Raw genomic sequence first — 14,169 nt, 5'->3', positions numbered from 1 at the left:
ATTCTCGCGCGCACCTGGCCCGAAGCCACGCTCACGTCGTTCGCGAGCCCGCTCGCGGGCGACTGCGAACCGGTGATGGGCGCGCGCGACTGGCTGCGCCGCGAAACGCCGAAGTGGGACCGTCGCCTCGCGGGCGAGGCCGGCTATGAGGAGCCGGAAATTCCCGCGGTGTGCGAAGTGGTTGCGGGACGACCGTATGCCGATGCGGGCCGCAATCGCGTCTATATCCGCCGCCTGCGTTCCGACGACGATCGCATCGCGCTCGCGCACGAATATCTGCATCTCGCGTTCGCGCATCATCCGCGCGGGCAGGACGAGACGTTTATCGAGCAGACCGCGCGCAAGCTGATACTCACGGGAAGTTGAATGACGACGACATCGTTCGCGCGAACTTTTTTGACCGCTGTGCTGGCCGCTGTCGCGAGCGGCGCGCTGGCGCTCGCGGCCACGCACGCGCATGCCGACGAAACGGGCACGCTCGCGCGTCTGACCGGCGCGTTCAACGGCTGGCGTCACAGCGGCCTCACGAACGAAGGCGAGCAGTATGTGGCGGCGTATCCGCGCCCGCCTGTCGATCGCGGCGCGCAACGCTTTCGCACGCTGATCGAAGGTCAGTTGAAGCACGTCGATCCGCACGCGCGCCGTCCGCCGACGCTGGTCGTGAACGGCAATCCCACGCCGCTTTATACCGATGAACAAGGCTTTTTCGCGCGTCCCTGGGCGTTTGGCGCGGGCTCGAACAGCATCGAAATCATTTCCGCCGATGGCACGAAGCACCAGCGCATGCAGTTCTACGAAGCGGATCGCAACAAGCCGCAAGCGAAGCTGCGCGCGATCGTGACGTGGGACGATCCGCATGCGCAGGTCGATCTGCATGTGATTACGCCGGAGGGACTGCACGCGTTCTTCGCGAATCCCACGCTGGAAGACGGCAGCGGTTTCGACGTGGATTCGGTCGACGGCGCGGGGCCGGGGATCTTTTCGTCGGCGGCGCCCGAGCACGGCACCTGGCTTTTCTTCCTCAACTACTGGGGCAATTTCGATTCGACGGGCTACAACTTCGATCCCGACGCGCACGATCGCGACGTGATTACCGCCACGCTCACGCTCGTCTTCAACGAAAACACGCCGAACGAGCGCCGCGAAACGCGCGTCGTGCCGCTGCGCAAGATCGGCGACCTCGTGCTCGTGAAGAGCGAGCGGCTGTGAACACACCCGAGGCGACGGCATCCATGATCGACATGACCTCTCAGCGAACTTCCATGAATTCGAACCGGCTCCATCGTCGTTTGACTCGCGGCTGGCAAGCGCTCGCCGCGCTCGCGCTGGGTATCGCCGCGTGCGCCGCGCAGGCCGACACCATCGACTTCAGCGCGCCGCTGAACGGCTGGCGCAATTCGGCCGGCGACGAAGCGCGCTACACGCAGGACGTGCACTATCCCGCGGTGGGCGTGAGCACGCCGGAAGGGCAGTCGGTCAATGCGCTGATCGCCGGGCATATCAAGGCCGCGCCCAAGACGAAGCCGGGCACCTCGGTCGGCACGCTCGTCGTGAACGGCACGCCGATGCCGCAGCGTATCGAAGAGGACGGCAGTTTCTCGCGGCCGTTCGCGTTCGGCGCGGGCAGCAATAGCGTGGAATTGCGCAGCGCGGACGGCACGAAAAAACGCGTGCAGTTCTACGACGCGTATGCGGGCAAGACGCACGCGCGTCTGCGCATCGTGCTCGCGTGGGACACCGACGGCACCGACCTCGACCTGCACGTGGTGTCGCCGGACGGCGTGCATACGTTTTACGCCGACCGCGTTGCGCCGAACGGCGGCGCGCTCGACGTCGACGTGACGACGGGCTACGGTCCGGAGATCTATTCGAGCGCCGCGCCGCTGCACGGCACGTATCTGGTCTACGTGAACTACTACGGCAGCGGCAACAGCGGCAGCGACATGACGGTCGCGCAGATCACCATCATCACCAACGAAGACACGCCGAACGAAAAGAGCGAAACGATCCGCGTGCCGATGCGCGCGGCGGGCGAGCTTACGCTCGTCAAACGTTTCGTGATGCCGTGATTCGGTCGAATCACGGCAATATTCATACTGTCGAAAATCAGTTCGGATCGCTGAATAAATCGTTGAGCTGATTGCCAGGGGCGTTATCGAGGAAGCCGTCGAAGCGCCCTTCGAGCAAGGTTTGCGTGGCGCGCATGAAGCCGCCCCACGCCGCGCGCGCCAGCGCGCCGCCCACGCTCACGCGGCGCACGCCCATCGCCGCCAGGTCCTGTAGCGTCCATTCCGACACCGAGCCGATCAGCACGTTCACCGGCTTCGGCGCCACCGCCGTGACGACTGCGACGATTTCCTCGCGCGTGCGAATGCCGGGCGCGTAGAGGCAATCGGCGCCCGCCTGCGCATAGGCCTTGAGACGCGCGATCGTATCCGCCAGATCGCGCTCGCCCGTGAGAAAGTTTTCGGCGCGTCCGACGAGCAGCGTGTCGCCGCCGCGTTCGTCGATGGCGCGGCGCGCGGCGCGAATGCGTTCGACGGCCACGTCGATCGCGAACAGCGGCGCATCGGGATTACCCGTCGCATCTTCGATCGAAAGACCGGCCACGCCCGCGTCGACGGCAAGACCGACGCTCTGCGCCACCTCGGCGGCGTCGCTGCCGAATCCGTTTTCGAAATCCGCGTTGATCGGCAGATCGGTGGCCGCGACCATCTCGCGCAAGTGCGCGATCACGGCGTCGCGCGGCAGTCCGTTGTCGGCGTGCGCGCGCGACCACGCGAAGCCCGAACTCGTGGTGGCCAGCGCCTTGAAGCCGACGCTTTCCAGATAGCGGGCGCTGCCCGGATTCCACGGATTCGGCAGCAGAAAGCAGCCGGATTCGTGCAGGGCGCGAAAAGCGGCGCGCTTGTCCGCGATGCTGCGGGGCGATGAGGGCATGACGTATCTCCAGGTTTGGACGCGCTGGCGCGTGGGCGTCAGCGGCAAAAGCGGAAACGCAACAGCAAGACGAAAGCGGACATTCGAAGCGATCCTCGAGGACGCCCGCGCCGCTGCCGCTATCATATGCGCTGTTTTCTCTTTGCTCAGCACGACGATGGCCAAAACGCCCGCCTCGAAATCCACGCCGCCGCGCATGTCCGATGTCGCTCAACTCGCGGGCGTGTCGAAGATGACGGTTTCCCGCGTGCTGGCCGGGCGCAGCGCGTCGGAGTCCACGCGCGCGCGCGTGCAGCGCGCCATCGACGAACTCGGTTATGTGGCCGATGCAGCGGCCGGCGCGCTGTCTTCGGGGCGCTCGTCGTTCGTGGCGGTGCTGGTGCCGTCGCTGTCGAGCTCGAACTTCTCCGACACGGTGAGCGGCCTGACCGCCGTGCTCGAACCGCGCGGCCTCGAATTGCTGATCGGCGACACCGATTATTCGTTCGATCGCGAAGAGCGTCTCGTGCGCCAGATGCTGCGCCATCAGCCGCGCTGCATCGCGCTCACTGGTTCGCAGCACACCGAGGCCACGCGCACGCTGTTGCAGCGTTCGGGCGTGCCGGTGGTCGAAATGTGGGATTTGCCCGCCGAGCCGATCGACATGTCGGTGGGATTTTCCAACGTCGCCGCTGCGCGCGAGATGGTGCGCCATCTTGCGGGCAAGGGGTATCGGCGCATCGGCTTTCTGGGTGGCGCGAGCGAGCTGGACCGGCGCGGCCTCGACCGCCTGAAGGGTTATCAGATGGAGTTGAAGGCGCTCGGGCTCGGCGCGCCGCGCGCCGTGCGTCTCGGCGATTCGCCCATCACGATGAGTCACGGCGGCCCGGCGATGGCCGAACTGCTCGAACGCTGGCCCGACACGCAGGCGGTGATGTGCGTGAGCGACATGTCGGCGTTCGGCGCGATCATGGAGTGTCAGCGGCGCGGCATGCGCGTGCCGAAGGACATCGCCGTGGCCGGGTTCGGCAACTTCGAAATCGCGAGCTGCTGTCATCCGACCATCACCACGGTTTCCGTCGACGCTTATGGCATCGGGCGGCGCACCGGTGAAGCGATGCTCGGCGCGCTCGCCGCCGAGGAAAGCGAGCACGCGGGCGCGCGCCGCGCCGTGAAAACGCGCATCCACTACGCCGTCGTGCCGCGCGAAAGCGCCTGACTCCACCTTGCCTGGCTTGCCGTAATTGCCCTGGCTGCATCGCGCCACGGCATCGTGCTACCATCGAAATGTTATCGGTAACACGACATCAGAAAAACGACCGTGCGCTGCGTGCCCCCGGCACTGCGCCCGCACTCAATGGAGACAGACACCATGGCCCAGTCGCCTTCGCGCCGCCTGCGCAGTCAGGAGTGGTTCGACGATCCTTCGCACGCGGACATGACCGCGCTCTACGTCGAGCGCTTCATGAATTACGGCCTCACGCGTGAGGAGTTGCAGTCGGGCAGGCCGATCATCGGCATCGCGCAGACGGGCAGCGATCTCGCGCCGTGCAATCGCCATCACATCGCGCTGGCCGAACGCGTGAAGGCGGGCATTCGCGACGCGGGCGGCATTCCCATGGAGTTTCCCGTGCATCCGCTCGCGGAGCAGAGCCGCCGCCCGACGGCGGCGCTCGACCGCAATCTCGCGTATCTCGGGCTCGTTGAAATCCTGCATGGCTTTCCGCTCGATGGCGTGGTGCTCACGACCGGTTGCGACAAGACCACGCCCGCGTGCCTGATGGCGGCGGCGACGGTCGATCTGCCCGCCATCGTGCTGTCGGGCGGCCCGATGCTCGACGGCTGGTACGAAGGCAAGCGCGTGGGTTCGGGCACGGTGATCTGGCACGCGCGCAATCTGCTGGCGACGGGCGAGATCGACTACGAAGGTTTCATGGCGCTCACCACGGCGTCGTCGCCGTCGATCGGTCACTGCAACACGATGGGCACCGCGCTGTCGATGAACTGTCTGGCCGAAGCGCTCGGCATGTCGCTGCCCGGTTGCGCGAGCATTCCCGCCGCGTATCGCGAGCGCGGACAGATGGCGTACACCACGGGCAAGCGCGTCGTCGATCTCGTGCGCGAGGACATCCGGCCGTCGAAAATCATGACGCGCGAAGCGTTCGAAAACGCGATCGTCGTCGCGTCGGCGCTCGGTGCATCGACGAATTGCCCGCCGCATCTGATCGCGATCGCGCGTCATATGGGCATCGATCTCACGCTCGAAGACTGGCAGCGTTTTGGCGAGCAGGTGCCGCTGATCGCGAACACCATGCCGGCGGGCGAATATCTGGGCGAGAGTTTCCATCGCGCGGGTGGCGTACCGACCGTGCTGCGCGAACTCGATCGCGCGGGGCTGCTGCATGGCGAGTGCCAGACGGTGTCGGGACGCACGATCGGCGAGATCGCGGACGGTGCCCAGGTCGCCGATCGCGACGTGATCCACACGTGCGAAGCGCCGCTCAAACACGGCGCGGGTTTTATCGTGCTCTCCGGCAATTTCTTCGACAGCGCGATCATGAAGATGTCGGTGGTCGGCGAGGCCTTCCGGCAGACCTATCTGAGCGAGCCGGGCGCGGAAAACGTCTTCGAGACGCGCGCGATCGTGTTCGACGGACCCGAAGATTATCGGGCGCGCATCAACGATCCGTCGCTAAAGATCGACGAGCGTTGCATGCTGGTGATTCGCGGTTGCGGCACGGTGGGTTATCCGGGCAGCGCCGAAGTCGTGAACATGGCGCCGCCCGCCGAACTCGTCAAACGCGGCGTGACGTCGTTGCCTTGCATGGGCGACGGGCGGCAGAGCGGTACGTCGGCGAGTCCGTCGATCCTGAACATGTCGCCGGAAGCGGCGGTGGGCGGCGGGCTCTCGCTGTTGCGCACGGACGATCGCATCAAGGTCGATCTGAACGCGCGGCGTGTGGAACTGCTGATCGACGCGCAGGAACTCGAACGCCGCCGCGCGGACGCCGAATTTCACGCGCCGCCTTCGCAGACGCCGTGGCAGGAACTGTATCGCCAGACGGTCGGCCAGCTTTCGACGGGCGGATGCCTTGAACCCGCGACCTTGTATCTGCGTGTGATTGCGGAGCGGGGCGAGCCGCGGCATTCGCACTGACGCGGCGGCGCGGGCGGCGAGGCGGCAGCGCTCAGAGCGATTTGCCGATGCGATGCGCTATCTCGACGATGGCGATTGCCATGCGCTTTTCGCGGCGCGCGTCGAGGCGTTCGAGCGGCAAACTCGTGCTGACCGCGACGCGCTTGCCGAGCACCGTCACGCCGACGAACGCGGCGAAGCAGGAGAGTCCCGCCGTGACTTCTTCGCGCTCCTGCGCGAGTCCCGAACGGCGCACCGCCGCGAGCGCGTGTAGCAGATCCTGACGCCGCGTGACGGTGTGGCTCGTCACCGCGGCAAGCTGCTTCGGCAGCAGGCTGCTGACTTCGTCGTCCGGAAGACTGGCGAGCAGCGCCTTGCCGAGCGCGCAGCAATGCGCGGGCAGTCGCGAACCGAGATCGGACACGAGCCGCACGGGGCGTGCAGCATCTTCGCGCGCGATATAAACCACTTCCGCGCCGTCGAGCACGGCGAGTTGCACCACTTCGTTGTGCGTCGCCACGAAGGTCGCGGCCTCGCGCCGGAACACTTCCTGCAACTGATCGTGGCGCACGTAGGCGCTTCCCAGTTCGAACAGCGTCACGCCGATGATGTAACCGTCGGCGCGCTTTTCGATCCAGCGGCGGCGTTCGAGCGAATCGAGCATCAAATACAGCGTGCTGCGCGACAAGCCGGTCTGTTCCGCGATGGCGGCCGCGCGCACGGGCGACGACGCGTGCGCGAGCACGTCGAGGATGTCGTGAATGCGCTTGAACGCGGGCACTTCGTAAGCTGACGTCATGATCCGGTGGCAAAGGTCATCCAACAGGTTGGAAATACTAACACCAGGTTAGACATCGATCACTTGCGATCCTACGATCGATGCTCCTCAACGACATTCTCGATACAGGTTGCTCGTCATGGCCAATTTGTCAGTTTCGGATTTCCTGCCCGCCGATCTCGAACAGGCGCTGCTGGTTGGGCGCGTCTGGCGGCGCGACGGCGATCATGAAGGGCCGAGCGTCGTGGTCGTGCGCGACGGCCAGGTGTTCGACATCACGCGCACGGTGGCCACGACGGCGGACCTGTTCGATCGCGCCGATGCGGTCCAACTCGCGCGCACCGCGCCGGGCGCGCTGCTGGGCGAGGTGACGGATCTGCTCGCGGCCAGTCTGCCGGGCGCGCCGAATGCCGATGCGCGGCTGCTCGCGCCGTGCGACGTGCAGGCGATCAAGGCGTGCGGCGTGACCTTCGCGGTAAGCCTGATCGAGCGCGTGATCGAGGAACAGGCGGGCGGCGACCGCGCCAAAGCCGCCGACGTGCGCGCGACCATCGCCGACCTGATCGGCAGCGATCTTTCGCAGATCGAGCCGGGCTCGGACGCGGCCATGCGGCTGAAGGCGGAGTTGCAGCGGCGCGGCGCGTGGTCGCAATATCTCGAAGTCGGAATTGGTACGGATGCCGAAGTATTTTCCAAATCGCAGCCGATGTCGGCGGTCGGTTTCGGCGCGGAGGTTGGCTTGCTGCGCGCGTCGGTCTGGAACAATCCCGAGCCGGAAATCGTGCTGGCGGTGAATGCGCGCGGCGAGATCGTGGGCGCGACGCTCGGCAACGACGTGAATCTGCGCGATATCGAAGGTCGTTCGGCGCTGCTGCTCGGCAAGTGCAAGGACAATAACGCGTCGTGTGCGATCGGCCCCTTCGTGCGCCTGTTCGACGATCACTTCACGCTCGATTCGGTGCGCGCGGCGAGCGTGGCGCTGCGCGTCGAGGGCGACGACGACGGTTTTGTGCTCGACGGCGTGAGCCACATGAAGGAGATCAGCCGCGATCCGCAGCAACTCGTCGAGCAGACTTGCGGCAGGCATCATCAATATCCCGACGGCTTCATGCTGTTCCTCGGCACGATGTTCTCGCCGATACAGGATCGCGATGCGCCGGGCTCGGGCTTCACGCATCATCTCGGCGATATCGTGACGATTTCGACGCCGCAACTCGGCGCGCTCGTCAACACGGTGAAGCTCAGCGACGAAATCGCGCCGTGGACGTTCGGCGTGCGCGCGCTGTACGCGAATCTCGCGGCGCGCGGCATTGCGCCCGCGAACTGATTTCGCGCGGATAGAGCGGAAAACCCCGCGCGCATTTTTTCCGCGTGGCGATTCCTTGGTATCGTTGTGTTCGCGCCGAGAAGGGGCGCGCTGAATACACAACGCATACGAGACGGCGGCGGCGCGCAGGAGCGTGCGGCCGCTTCGTCGCAGGGAGTCGCGGACGATGAAGTTTTCGAATCTGGTCGAGCGGTTGCAGGGCCGGCGCACGTCGGCGTGGGAAATCCATCATGCCGCGCAGCAGGCGGTCGGGCGCGGCGAGGACGTGATCATTCTGAGCGTCGGCGATCCTGACTTCGCGACGCCGGCTCCTATCGTCGAGCGCGCCGTGGCGGCGCTGCGCGAAGGCGATACGCACTACACGTCGATCATGGGCCGCGAGCCGTTGCGCGAAGCCATCGCGCGCATGCAGCGCGAGTCGGGCGCGCGTGAGGTTGGCCCGCAAAACGTGATGCTTTGTGCGGGCGCGCAGAACGGGCTGTTCGCGTCGTCGCTCTGTTTATGCGAAGCGGGTGATGAAGTGCTCGTGCCCGAGCCGATGTATCTGACCTATGAGGCGGCGATTCGCGCGTCGGGCGCGACGCTCGTGCCGGTTCCCGTCGATCCCGAACGCGGTTTTCATCTCGATTGCGATGCGCTGGAAGCCGCCGTTACGCCGCGCACGCGGGCGATTTTCTTCGCCACGCCGTGCAATCCGACCGGCGCGGTGATGCCGCGCGAACATCTCGAACGCATCGCGCAACTCGCGCAGCGCCACGATCTCTGGGTGGTGTCCGACGAGGTGTACGCCGATCTCACGTTCGAGCGCGAGCACGTGAGCATCGCCACGCTCGACGGCATGGCGGAGCGGACCGTCACGCTCGGCAGTCTGTCGAAGTCGCATGCGATGCCGGGCTGGCGGCTGGGTTGGGTGATCGCGCCCGAAACGCTGATCGGCCATCTCGGCCGTCTCGCGCTCTGCATGTTCTATGGGCTGCCGGGCTTCATCCAGCAGGCGGCGCTTACGGCGCTGGAGGAGCGCGCGCACGTGGTGGCGGAGATGCGCGCGATTTATCGGCGCAGGCGCGATCTCGTGTATGCGCATTTGAGCTGCGTGCCCGGCTTGCGCTGTCTGTTGCCCGAAGCGGGCATGTTCATGATGATCGACGTGCGAGGCACCGGGCTCGATCCGCACGCATTCACGTGGCAGTTGTTCGAGGCGCAGAAGGTGTCGCTGCTCGATGCGAGTGCGTTCGGCGACACCGCGAGCGGCTACGTGCGGCTCGGCTTCGTGGTCGACGATGCGCGGCTCGTCGAAGGCTGCGAGCGGATCGCGGCCTTCGTGCGGCAGTTGGGCGCTTGATTACGTCAGCGCTTGAGCGTTTGAACCCGGCCGCGCGGCGTTAGCGCGTTTCGAAATACAGCCGCGTCGGTTCGAAGAGGTTGGGCGGCAGCGTGTCGCGCGTGAACCAGGCCCAGCGCGCGCACTTTTCCGGTTCGGCGACGACGGGCGTGCCGTCGGCCTCGCCTTCGACGAACAGCGTGACGTGGCGCACGCGGCCCGTTTCGAGCCAGCCGCTCGCCCACTGCGTGCCGCGTGCCGACCGCAGTTCAAGGCCGGTCTCTTCGAGCAGTTCGCGCGCGGCGGCGTCGAGCGGATCTTCGCCGGCTTCGACCTTGCCGCCAGGAAAGCCCCAGGTATCGAAACCCCAGCGGCTTTGCCGAAGTCCGAGCAGCCATGCGCCGTCGCGCTGGACGACGACACCGGCGCCCAGCACCGTGACGACCGGCATCGCCGGCGTGGCGTCTTGCGTCATGCGTTCATGCCGGTTTGATTAGCGATTGCCGTCGAGCAGGTCGTTCAGCAGTTCGTCGAAGGCCGCCTGGGCGTCTTCGAGTTCCTGCAGCGCGGCGTCGAATGCTGTCAACGCGAATTGCGACGGACGGCCTTCGCCCTCGGGCGGAAACTGCGTCTGCAAGGCGTTGAAGGCCGTTTTCACGCGCTGGGTGGCGGTCAGCACGCGGTCCATCGCGGCGGATTCTTCGGCTCGCGCCTGTTCTGGGGTCATCGATAGCTCCGGTTCGAAAAGTAAAAGAGGGGCGTCAGGCATTCACGGCAGGGGCAAGCTGCCCTCGGACTTCACTTCGCGCATCGACAGCGCCGATTCGACCGAGGTCACGCCCGGCAACGAACGCAGTTCGTCGCGCATGAAGGTGCCGTAGTCGTCGAGGTCGCGCGCGACGATCATCAAAATATAGTCCGCCGTGCCGGCGACGTTGTGACACGACAGTATCCGCTCGATCGCGCAGACTTCGCGCTCGAAACGGTCCGCGAGCGCGCGGTCGTGCACGGCGAAGCGCACCGACACGTAGGCGACCACGCCGTAGCCGAGCGCGCGACGCGAGAGCATCGCGCGATAGCGTTCGATGTAACCGTCCTGTTCGAGCCGCTTGAGACGGCGCGCGCAGGGCGTCTCGCTCAGACCGACGGTTTCGGCGAGCCGCGCGTTCGGCATTCTGCCGTCCGTTTGCAGCGCGCGCAGGATCGCGCGGTCCAGCTTGTCGAGGTCGCTCATGGCGAGTGGTGCCTTCCATTTAAGGGTGGCGAAATTTTAGGGCAATTCGCTCTAAAGTATAGATTTTCTCGACGATTACGCCAGAAGTCACTCCATCGTTGGCGGCATCATAGAGCCTCTTTCAAGCGAGGCCATCATGATTTCCGCCCATTTGCTGCTCATGTTCATTGCTGCCCTGATCGTGGTCTGCGCGCTGCCCGGCGCGGACATGGCGCTCGTGATGCAGACCAGCATGAGCCGGGGCGCACGGCGCGGCTTCGCGGCGGCCTGCGGGCTGGGTCTCGCGCGCGCCACGCACGTGACGCTCTCCGCCTGCGGCCTCGCGGCGCTGCTGCGCAACGCGCCGTGGCTTTATGAAGTGGTGCGCTACGCGGGCGCGCTCTACCTCACGTATATCGCGGTGCAGATTTTCCGCGCGCCGGTGTTCGCGCTGCCGGACGAGGCGGGCGGTGCGGCTGCGCGGCCGTTGCGCGCCGATTTCCTCAAGGGTCTGCTGACCAATCTGCTCAATCCTAAGGCGCTGCTGTTCTGTTCGGTGCTGCTGCCGCAGTTTCTTCGTCCGGAAGCCGGTTCCGTCTGGCTGCAGGTGCTCGAACTGGGCGTCGTGCTGGTGATCGTGTGCGCGATCTTCGACGTGATCTATGCGCTGGGCGCGGCGCGCATCGCCGTGTTGCTGCGCAAGCATCCGCTCGCGCAAACCGTGCAGAAGTGGGCGTTTTCCTCGGCCCTGATCGGTTTCGCGTTGCGCCTCTCGCTCGACTGATCGAGCGAAAAGCGCCAGCGGATGCTTGCCTTCGGACGCTCGCCTTAGCGGCCGCCGAGATAATCCAGCTTGCCCAGCTCGACGCCGTTGTGACGCAGGATGTCGTACGCGGTCGTCACGTGGAAGAAGAAGTTGGGCAGCACGAACGTGAGCAGATAGCTCAGGCCCGTGAACTCGATCGGGCCCGAACGCATCTTGAGCGTGATGGCCTTGTCTTCGCTGCCGTCGATCTGTTCGGGCTTGAACGTGTTCAGGTAGTCGATGGTTTTCTGGATGCGCGCGTGCAATTCGTCGAACGTCACTTCCACGTCGTCGAACTTCGGCGCTTCCACGCCCGCGAGACGGGCGGCGCAGCCCTTGGCCGTGTCGGTGGCGATATGAATCTGGCGCAGCAGCGGCAGCATGTCGGGGAACAGTCGCGCGCCGGTGAACACCGTGGGGTCGATCTGCTTTTCCGCCGCGTGGGCCTGTGCCTTGCCGATGATCGTCTGCAGGTTGGCGAGGCCGCGCGTGAGCACGGGCACCGAAGCTTGATACAGGGTGATGGACATGGGGATTCCTCGTTTCTTCGCGTAATGGCGTTGCTTGATGTGGCTCGGTTGCGTTGCTTCGAAGATGCCGCCTGAGCCGGGCCGAAGCCAGACGGGCGAGTCATTATGCGCTATCGGGTATGACGCCGCCATCGACCGAACGGCCAGGCTTGCGCGATGACCCGGCAGGCATGAAAGTCAGTCTCGATTCAGCTTGATCGGCACGAAGGTGCATATGCACCTTCGTCGCAATTGCTTGGTTATGCGAAATAAAAAATACCATTGAATTCGCAGACTTGGCTTGCCTCGACGGTTTCGCCGGAACATTCGACGGAGGCTCGCCGCGCGCCGTCGCGGTGTATCGGCGAAATATTGGGCCTCGCGGGTTTTCTATCTTTCGTAAAAAAGGGTTGTGGTGGGGTTTCACCACCTGAAAATTCGAATGTGTTTTAATTACCCGGCATTGACCATCCAATGCGCATCTTACGGCAGCGTAGATGCGCTGAACCATGAACGCAGAATTGGCAGACATATCTCGAGCCGTGCGTCGCATGGCAACAGGCGGCGCCCGTTGTGCGCACGCGCGACGCTCGCGCAAATGGACGCGTGCAGTGCACGGCATGGTGCTGGCGGCTGCGGCAGGCGGCCTGCTCGGCAGCGCGCCCGCGCGCGCGCAAGACCCACGTCTGCTCGACGCCCGGGTGACGCAGGATTCCGTCTCGGACACCATCTGCCGGACGGGTTACGCCGACAGCGTCGCGCCCCCGTTCGATCAGGCGATGGCGCTCAAGGCGCGCCTGCTCACGGCGCGCGGCATCGACGCCGAAGACGGCGTGACGTACGCACTCGACCGGCGCGTGCCGATCCTGCTCGGCGGTTCGCCGGACGCGTCCGCCAATTTCGACTTGCTGCCCTGGGGTGGTCACGCGGGCGAGCGCCGCAAGTCCTTGCTGACCGTGCGCCTCAAGCGCTGCGTCTGCGCGGGGCGCATCACGCTGTCCGAGGCGCAGGCGGCCATCGCGGGCAACTGGTCTCATCAGTACGATCAACTCACGCGCATGCAATGCGGCGCTGACGGCGACACCACGTCGGCGAGCCGCGATGACGCGCCTTGACCCGGCGCGTCTGCCGGTGCAGGTGGCGTCGGTGGTCGAGGAAACCGTCGATCTGTTCAAGGCGCAGGTGCCGCCCGGCGTGAGCGTGACGCTGCGTATCGACGCGCCCGACGCCGTCGTGCTCGGCGATCCCAACCTCGATTTGCGCGGCGCGCTGATTGACAATTTGACGCAGCGCACACGTCGCCGAATGGGACTATCCTGACTGTGATCAATAAAGGAGAGAGCAAAATGTTTGCGTCCAGCCTGTTGCTGCTTGCTGTTGCGGCCCTGCTTGGTCAGGCGGTTTGGACTCGCGCGAAGGCTCAGCAGAGCCTGCAACCCGTGCGCGTGCGCGCGGATCGTCCGCGCCGCCCCTGGTAAGCCATCATGCACCTGACCGTCTGGAATGTGCCCGAGACCTGTAGCGAACAGGATGTGCGCGATTTTTTCGAGCGCGAACTCGGGCATTACGCCAAGAGCGTCACGGTGTACGACGCGGGCACGCCGAACGCGCACGCTGACCTCGAACTCGATTCCGAAGTGCCGTACGTCGGCGAAACGGTCGCGCGCGAGCTGCAAAGCCGCCGGCTCGCCGGTGTCGCGCTGCGCGTGAGCGCCGCGCCCTTCGAGAGCGAAGCCGACGACGAGCACCGTCGCCAGGCCGCGCCTTGACCGGTTGATCGACCGATATCGCGTGTCGGCGTCCTTCGCCATCGAATAGTCCGGTTTCTTCCTGTTATTCCGCACAACGTCGCCGTTTGGCGACGTTTTTGTTTGTGTTGCGGCTCAAACGCTGAACGGTATGACGCACCTGCGGCGGCTTGCGCCCTTTGTCTGGTTTAATGACGGGCGAAGCGCGCTGCGGCACTGAAATTGCGGTGCCGTGCCGGTTTCATCCATTTCAGTCAATACGCATAAAGAGCCGGATTCTCGATGAAATTCATTCTGTCGCGCTGCGTGCCGGCGCGCCGTGCATTGCGCCTGGCCGTTTGTGCGGGTTGGGCGGGCTGGACGGCGGCGAGCGCCTGGGCTGCCGGCCCCTCTGCCGCTTCGGGGCCGCGCGT

Annotated in this window: 17 protein-coding genes; 11 read left to right on the top strand and 6 right to left on the bottom strand. The window is 65.4% G+C overall.

The window, feature by feature from the left end; translation table 11 throughout:
• The 3 genes from G3N97_RS28140 to G3N97_RS28130 all read left to right on the top strand — a co-directional run.
• Positions 1-366 (top strand): DUF2300 domain-containing protein (locus tag G3N97_RS28140; protein WP_205996272.1); only part of this gene is annotated, 366 nt, incomplete at its 5' end.
• A complete protein-coding gene (locus G3N97_RS28135) occupies positions 367-1,209 on the top strand; it encodes a DUF2135 domain-containing protein (RefSeq protein WP_205996271.1) in 843 nt (280 codons plus the stop codon).
• Positions 1,210-1,262: 53 nt separating this feature from the next.
• Positions 1,263-2,069 carry a DUF2135 domain-containing protein gene (locus G3N97_RS28130; RefSeq protein WP_205996270.1) on the top strand — a complete coding sequence of 269 codons (807 nt, stop codon included), beginning with the start codon at positions 1,263-1,265 and terminating at the stop codon, positions 2,067-2,069.
• A gap of 37 nt (positions 2,070-2,106) precedes the next feature.
• On the opposite strand, the gene G3N97_RS28125 is transcribed toward G3N97_RS28130, so the two are convergent.
• The gene (locus G3N97_RS28125; protein ID WP_205996269.1) at positions 2,107-2,940 is read right to left on the bottom strand and encodes an isocitrate lyase/phosphoenolpyruvate mutase family protein; all 834 of its coding nucleotides are present in this window, start codon (positions 2,938-2,940) and stop codon (positions 2,107-2,109) included.
• A 196-nt stretch (positions 2,941-3,136) separates the two neighbouring features.
• Between G3N97_RS28125 and G3N97_RS28120 the strand changes: the two genes are divergently transcribed.
• Together G3N97_RS28120 and G3N97_RS28115 are read left to right on the top strand one after the other, a co-directional pair.
• Complete coding sequence (locus G3N97_RS28120; protein ID WP_205996275.1) at positions 3,137-4,138, top strand: LacI family DNA-binding transcriptional regulator; 1,002 nt, start codon at positions 3,137-3,139, stop codon at positions 4,136-4,138.
• A gap of 153 nt (positions 4,139-4,291) precedes the next feature.
• Positions 4,292-6,076: an IlvD/Edd family dehydratase gene (locus G3N97_RS28115; RefSeq protein ID WP_205996268.1), complete on the top strand. Its 1,785-nt coding sequence runs from the start codon at positions 4,292-4,294 to the stop codon at positions 6,074-6,076.
• A 31-nt stretch (positions 6,077-6,107) separates the two neighbouring features.
• Here G3N97_RS28115 and G3N97_RS28110 read toward each other — a convergent pair whose 3' ends face one another.
• Positions 6,108-6,854 (bottom strand): IclR family transcriptional regulator, encoded by a 747-nt coding sequence (locus tag G3N97_RS28110; RefSeq protein ID WP_205996267.1) that lies wholly within the window; start codon positions 6,852-6,854, stop codon positions 6,108-6,110.
• Positions 6,855-6,972: 118 nt separating this feature from the next.
• On the opposite strand from G3N97_RS28110, the gene G3N97_RS28105 reads away from it, so the two are divergent.
• Together G3N97_RS28105 and G3N97_RS28100 are read left to right on the top strand one after the other, a co-directional pair.
• Positions 6,973-8,160 carry a fumarylacetoacetate hydrolase family protein gene (locus G3N97_RS28105; protein WP_205996266.1) on the top strand — a complete coding sequence of 396 codons (1,188 nt, stop codon included), beginning with the start codon at positions 6,973-6,975 and terminating at the stop codon, positions 8,158-8,160.
• A 166-nt stretch (positions 8,161-8,326) separates the two neighbouring features.
• Positions 8,327-9,502, top strand: coding sequence for an aminotransferase class I/II-fold pyridoxal phosphate-dependent enzyme (locus tag G3N97_RS28100; protein ID WP_205996265.1), 1,176 nt, complete (start codon positions 8,327-8,329; stop codon positions 9,500-9,502).
• Between the two features lie 40 nt (positions 9,503-9,542).
• Here the strand turns inward: G3N97_RS28100 and G3N97_RS28095 are convergent, their stop codons facing one another.
• Genes G3N97_RS28095 through G3N97_RS28085 form a run of 3 tightly spaced genes read right to left on the bottom strand, consistent with a single transcriptional unit; the run spans position 9,543 to position 10,715 of the window.
• Complete coding sequence (locus G3N97_RS28095; RefSeq protein ID WP_241030872.1) at positions 9,543-9,956, bottom strand: NUDIX domain-containing protein; 414 nt, start codon at positions 9,954-9,956, stop codon at positions 9,543-9,545.
• A gap of 18 nt (positions 9,957-9,974) precedes the next feature.
• A complete protein-coding gene (locus tag G3N97_RS28090) occupies positions 9,975-10,208 on the bottom strand; it encodes a hypothetical protein (RefSeq protein ID WP_065057749.1) in 234 nt (77 codons plus the stop codon).
• Positions 10,209-10,250: 42 nt separating this feature from the next.
• Complete coding sequence (locus tag G3N97_RS28085) at positions 10,251-10,715, bottom strand: Lrp/AsnC family transcriptional regulator (RefSeq protein WP_080180309.1); 465 nt, start codon at positions 10,713-10,715, stop codon at positions 10,251-10,253.
• A gap of 136 nt (positions 10,716-10,851) precedes the next feature.
• On the opposite strand from G3N97_RS28085, the gene G3N97_RS28080 reads away from it, so the two are divergent.
• The gene (locus G3N97_RS28080; RefSeq protein ID WP_205996264.1) at positions 10,852-11,478 is read left to right on the top strand and encodes a LysE family translocator; all 627 of its coding nucleotides are present in this window, start codon (positions 10,852-10,854) and stop codon (positions 11,476-11,478) included.
• Positions 11,479-11,522: 44 nt separating this feature from the next.
• On the opposite strand, the gene G3N97_RS28075 is transcribed toward G3N97_RS28080, so the two are convergent.
• Entirely contained in the window at positions 11,523-12,029 is a 507-nt protein-coding gene (locus G3N97_RS28075) for a DUF1993 domain-containing protein (protein WP_205996263.1), read from the bottom strand.
• A gap of 599 nt (positions 12,030-12,628) precedes the next feature.
• On the opposite strand from G3N97_RS28075, the gene G3N97_RS28070 reads away from it, so the two are divergent.
• The 3 genes from G3N97_RS28070 to G3N97_RS28060 all read left to right on the top strand — a co-directional run bounded on the left by G3N97_RS28070 (position 12,629) and on the right by G3N97_RS28060 (position 13,777).
• Positions 12,629-13,123, top strand: coding sequence for a hypothetical protein (locus G3N97_RS28070; RefSeq protein WP_205996273.1), 495 nt, complete (start codon positions 12,629-12,631; stop codon positions 13,121-13,123).
• A complete protein-coding gene (locus G3N97_RS28065; protein WP_205996262.1) occupies positions 13,110-13,328 on the top strand; it encodes a hypothetical protein in 219 nt (72 codons plus the stop codon). Before G3N97_RS28070 ends, G3N97_RS28065 begins: the two co-directional genes overlap by 14 nt.
• A gap of 164 nt (positions 13,329-13,492) precedes the next feature.
• Positions 13,493-13,777 (top strand): hypothetical protein, encoded by a 285-nt coding sequence (locus G3N97_RS28060; protein ID WP_065057753.1) that lies wholly within the window; start codon positions 13,493-13,495, stop codon positions 13,775-13,777.
• The last annotated feature ends 392 nt before the right edge of the window (positions 13,778-14,169 follow it).

The organism is Paraburkholderia sp. Ac-20347 (genome assembly GCF_017104805.1).
Taxonomy (GTDB): Bacteria; Pseudomonadota; Gammaproteobacteria; order Burkholderiales; family Burkholderiaceae; genus Paraburkholderia; species Paraburkholderia tropica.
The sequence above is the reverse complement of the archived record's forward strand: the minus strand, read 5'-3'. Positions and strand labels throughout refer to the sequence as shown.

Excerpts from the sequence above, each read along its gene's own strand:
- G3N97_RS28135 (WP_205996271.1), top strand. The coding sequence starts at position 367 with ATGACGACGACATCGTTCGCGCGAACTTTTTTGACCGCTGTGCTGGCC.
- G3N97_RS28130 (WP_205996270.1), top strand. The coding sequence starts at position 1,263 with ATGAATTCGAACCGGCTCCATCGTCGTTTGACTCGCGGCTGGCAAGCG.
- G3N97_RS28125 (WP_205996269.1), bottom strand. The coding sequence starts at position 2,940 with ATGCCCTCATCGCCCCGCAGCATCGCGGACAAGCGCGCCGCTTTTCGC.
- G3N97_RS28120 (WP_205996275.1), top strand. The coding sequence starts at position 3,137 with ATGTCCGATGTCGCTCAACTCGCGGGCGTGTCGAAGATGACGGTTTCC.
- G3N97_RS28115 (WP_205996268.1), top strand. The coding sequence starts at position 4,292 with ATGGCCCAGTCGCCTTCGCGCCGCCTGCGCAGTCAGGAGTGGTTCGAC.
- G3N97_RS28110 (WP_205996267.1), bottom strand. The coding sequence starts at position 6,854 with ATGACGTCAGCTTACGAAGTGCCCGCGTTCAAGCGCATTCACGACATC.
- G3N97_RS28105 (WP_205996266.1), top strand. The coding sequence starts at position 6,973 with ATGGCCAATTTGTCAGTTTCGGATTTCCTGCCCGCCGATCTCGAACAG.
- G3N97_RS28100 (WP_205996265.1), top strand. The coding sequence starts at position 8,327 with ATGAAGTTTTCGAATCTGGTCGAGCGGTTGCAGGGCCGGCGCACGTCG.
- G3N97_RS28095 (WP_241030872.1), bottom strand. The coding sequence starts at position 9,956 with ATGACGCAAGACGCCACGCCGGCGATGCCGGTCGTCACGGTGCTGGGC.
- G3N97_RS28090 (WP_065057749.1), bottom strand. The coding sequence starts at position 10,208 with ATGACCCCAGAACAGGCGCGAGCCGAAGAATCCGCCGCGATGGACCGC.
- G3N97_RS28085 (WP_080180309.1), bottom strand. The coding sequence starts at position 10,715 with ATGAGCGACCTCGACAAGCTGGACCGCGCGATCCTGCGCGCGCTGCAA.
- G3N97_RS28080 (WP_205996264.1), top strand. The coding sequence starts at position 10,852 with ATGATTTCCGCCCATTTGCTGCTCATGTTCATTGCTGCCCTGATCGTG.
- G3N97_RS28075 (WP_205996263.1), bottom strand. The coding sequence starts at position 12,029 with ATGTCCATCACCCTGTATCAAGCTTCGGTGCCCGTGCTCACGCGCGGC.
- G3N97_RS28070 (WP_205996273.1), top strand. The coding sequence starts at position 12,629 with ATGGTGCTGGCGGCTGCGGCAGGCGGCCTGCTCGGCAGCGCGCCCGCG.
- G3N97_RS28065 (WP_205996262.1), top strand. The coding sequence starts at position 13,110 with ATGACGCGCCTTGACCCGGCGCGTCTGCCGGTGCAGGTGGCGTCGGTG.
- G3N97_RS28060 (WP_065057753.1), top strand. The coding sequence starts at position 13,493 with ATGCACCTGACCGTCTGGAATGTGCCCGAGACCTGTAGCGAACAGGAT.